4 protein-coding genes and 2 pseudogenes are annotated in these 2911 nt (G+C 33.0%); all 6 read right to left on the bottom strand.

Annotated elements, in window-relative coordinates:
• Nucleotides 1–353 (bottom strand): annotated as a pseudogene (locus Q428_RS13565) (RHS repeat domain-containing protein); the annotation flags it as partial.
• Between the two features lie 265 nt (nt 354–618).
• Nucleotides 619–1488 (bottom strand): IS3 family transposase, encoded by an 870-nt coding sequence (locus Q428_RS13560; protein WP_242847855.1) that lies wholly within the window; start codon nt 1486–1488, stop codon nt 619–621.
• 53 nt (nt 1489–1541) lie between these two features.
• Nucleotides 1542–1868, bottom strand: coding sequence for a transposase (locus Q428_RS13555; RefSeq protein WP_035381826.1), 327 nt, complete (start codon nt 1866–1868; stop codon nt 1542–1544).
• Between the two features lie 66 nt (nt 1869–1934).
• Complete coding sequence (locus Q428_RS13550) at nt 1935–2096, bottom strand: transposase (protein ID WP_035381824.1); 162 nt, start codon at nt 2094–2096, stop codon at nt 1935–1937.
• Between the two features lie 179 nt (nt 2097–2275).
• A complete protein-coding gene (locus Q428_RS13545) occupies nt 2276–2575 on the bottom strand; it encodes a hypothetical protein (RefSeq protein WP_035381822.1) in 300 nt (99 codons plus the stop codon).
• Nucleotides 2575–2911, bottom strand: a pseudogene (locus tag Q428_RS13540) (hypothetical protein); the annotation flags it as partial. The pseudogene Q428_RS13540 and the gene Q428_RS13545, both read right to left, overlap by 1 nt.

Below are 2911 nucleotides of genomic sequence, written 5' to 3'. Positions count from 1 at the left end.
AGTGTTCCTGTTGTATATGGATATTCTGTTTTGGTTTTTATATTACTACCCATATCATATACATATACAATTGTTTTATTAAGTATTTGGTTATCTTCCCTTGTAAGTTCATTTAGCTCATTGTAATAATACTTTATTATTTTTCCATCTTGCGTTATTGTTTCAATGTTTCCATTAGCATCATATGTGTAATTGATGCTCTTACCATTGTTATTAATTGATGCAAGCATATTTGTTGTATAACTGGTATCTGTTTTGGAATCTATATAGCTAAATGTAGTATTATAATTAAAGCTGCCTGTGTTTAAAGTTTTGCTATTCAATCTTCCAATAGGGTCATATAAAATATCCAATGTCCTACTGTTTGGTAGCGGATTAACCCCTCCATATTGGACATATCCTTTTTAATGCTCTCGTATTCTTAAAATTGCTTAACGGTTTAATTATGCAACAAATATGAATAAACCTAGCACTATTTATGTTGTAATTTTTTTCCTGCTTCCAAGACTATATACTATTTTAAAGTTCCCGTAAAGGCTTAAATGAACAACAGAGCTGGCCTTTACTGTGATTTTAAAATAGTATCAAGTGTAACTAAGCAGGAAAAATGTCAGTTTCCTAAACTTTCTCCACCATCCAGTTCAGTTCTTGTCCATTAAATAGATTGTAAAACTCTTCAGGTGTCTTATATTTTAGGCTGGAGTGGATTCTTCTTTTGTTATATCTCTCCATAAATTCTGATACTGCTTGATAAGCTGCTGTATAGTTTTTGAATTCATAAATACCTATACATTCTGATTCTAAAATTCTGTGGAAGGACTCTATATGAGCGTTTTTATTTGGAGTCCTGTTAGGCGTTCTTTCATGCACAATGCCTATTTCTTCGCACATATTATGGAATAATTCACTTTTAAACTGTGGTCCATTATCTGTCCTTATTATGGGTTTTTGGGGCGCAACAAATAGACCTCTTTTCATCAACGCATGTCTTACAAGTGCTGCAGCATCTTTTACTTCGCATTTAAGCCCTATATAATAATCCACAATGCACCTGTCAAGTATATCTATTATGCTTAATACAAAGAAAAACCTATATTCACCATGTATATATCCGTATTTAATATCCATCTCCCAAAGCTTGTTAGAACTGCGTATTTCATGATTTATAGCAATGTTCTTCTTTTCCTTTGGTTTGGGCTGCCTTTGTGGCTTTAATATTCCAAGTTCCTTACAGAGTCTATAAACCTTTTTATGATTTATTATAAAATTGTATTTTCTCATTAAATGATGTCGTATTTTCCTGTATCCATAATGCTCTGCATCGTCTTCAATACTTTCAATTATCCATTCTTTTATCTGCTCATCGCAGATTTTCTTTCCATTATTATCAAAAGAGTAACCTGGTATAGACTTGCCCACAGGTTTCTTCTTTACCTTGAACATATTAGATATGTTGTAATAATAAGTTGATTTGCTTAATCCAACTATCCTTAATACTAATACAGCACTATACCCTTTATTTATGTAATTGCGTGCTATCTCTACTTTATCTTTAATTGAGGGTTCGTTTTTTTTAAAAGGTCTTTAAGAATTGCAATTTCAAGGTCTTTTTCCCCAAGAAGTTTTTTAAGCTGATCATTCTCACTCTTGACTTCTTTAATCTCATTATCGTAAGCTTTATTTAAATTAACATTTGAAATAGGTTTACTATCTGTTAAAGGTTTACCTGATTTTGCTTGTTTAATCCAGCTATCAACAGTTGTTCTTGCTATATTATGTTTTCTGGCAACTAAAGCTACGTTCCCTGTTTCTTTTACTTCCTTTAATACTTGCTCCTTTAAATCCTGTGAATAAATATTACGTTTCATTACAACCCCTCCTGATAATTTTATTATATTATCTTGTTCGTAGGTTGTCCAACATCATTCCGGGGCTTAATAGATAACAACAGGCCTTGAGTTTTTTATCCAACCGTTAATAGTAGACTTTGAAATGCCATATTCGCTACTTAGCTCTGATAAACTTTTTCCTGAATTATATAACTCCACTATTGTATTTTTAAATTCTTCAGAATATTTTCTTTGATTTCTTGCCATTTTGTAGACACATCCTCTCTTTCATTTTATTTTAATTTATTCGAGTTATTGTATCTATAAAACTATACTAACACCATTCGGCATTGGGGTTGCAACCGGAGTCACACTTTGTTAAACATCGCAATTGTCAAGGATTTCATAGTGGTCATTGCTGGCTCCTATGGCTTTTAATAGAAAATCTATTCAATAATAATCCCAAATGCAACTTTTTTATTGCCCTCAAAAAGCTCAAACTTATTTCCTTTTACTAAATAGCTTATTGGTGCGTCGTCAACTAAAAATGTAAAATCCACAATACTATTCATCCTGGCATCAACTTCAGTGCATATAAAATAGGCACTCCAGAATTCGTTCTTGTTTTTATCCATAGCATCAAATACTACAATGGGGCAATATCGTGTTCCTGGTACGGGCGGATTCTTTCTTCCTCCATTTTCATGTGCGATCCATGTAATTTGGGCCTTAACTACTTTTTTCATTATCGTGTCACCTCCCTAATGGACTTAATGACACTATTAATGAAATCACGTTCAGCGTTATACGCCTGTCCAATACCATCTAGCTTATCAACGTGATACATCTGACTCAAAGAATCTTTAGGAACTTCAATTTCCACCATCTTGTAATTCCCGTTAGGATAGAACTTCTTTCCCCACTCAGAGGCATCTTTAGCATTAGTTGCAAACCATTTCGATTCCATCGCTTTATCATACTGGATAAATTGTCCGTTCTTTACCAGTGAATTATATTCACTTTCACTCATCACTCTATATAGTTTTGTTGTACTCTGACCCACGCCCTCTATGGTCTTACTC

The sequence above is a fragment of the Fervidicella metallireducens AeB genome, assembly GCF_000601455.1.
GTDB lineage: Bacteria > Bacillota > Clostridia > Clostridiales > Caloramatoraceae > Fervidicella > Fervidicella metallireducens.
The sequence above is the reverse complement of the archived record's forward strand: the minus strand, read 5'-3'. Positions and strand labels throughout refer to the sequence as shown.

Bases quoted from the DNA above. Each gene is read 5' to 3' on its own strand.
- Q428_RS13555 (WP_035381826.1), bottom strand. From the start codon at position 1,868: ATGAAACGTAATATTTATTCACAGGATTTAAAGGAGCAAGTATTAAAG.
- Q428_RS13550 (WP_035381824.1), bottom strand. From the start codon at position 2,096: ATGGCAAGAAATCAAAGAAAATATTCTGAAGAATTTAAAAATACAATA.
- Q428_RS13545 (WP_035381822.1), bottom strand. From the start codon at position 2,575: ATGAAAAAAGTAGTTAAGGCCCAAATTACATGGATCGCACATGAAAAT.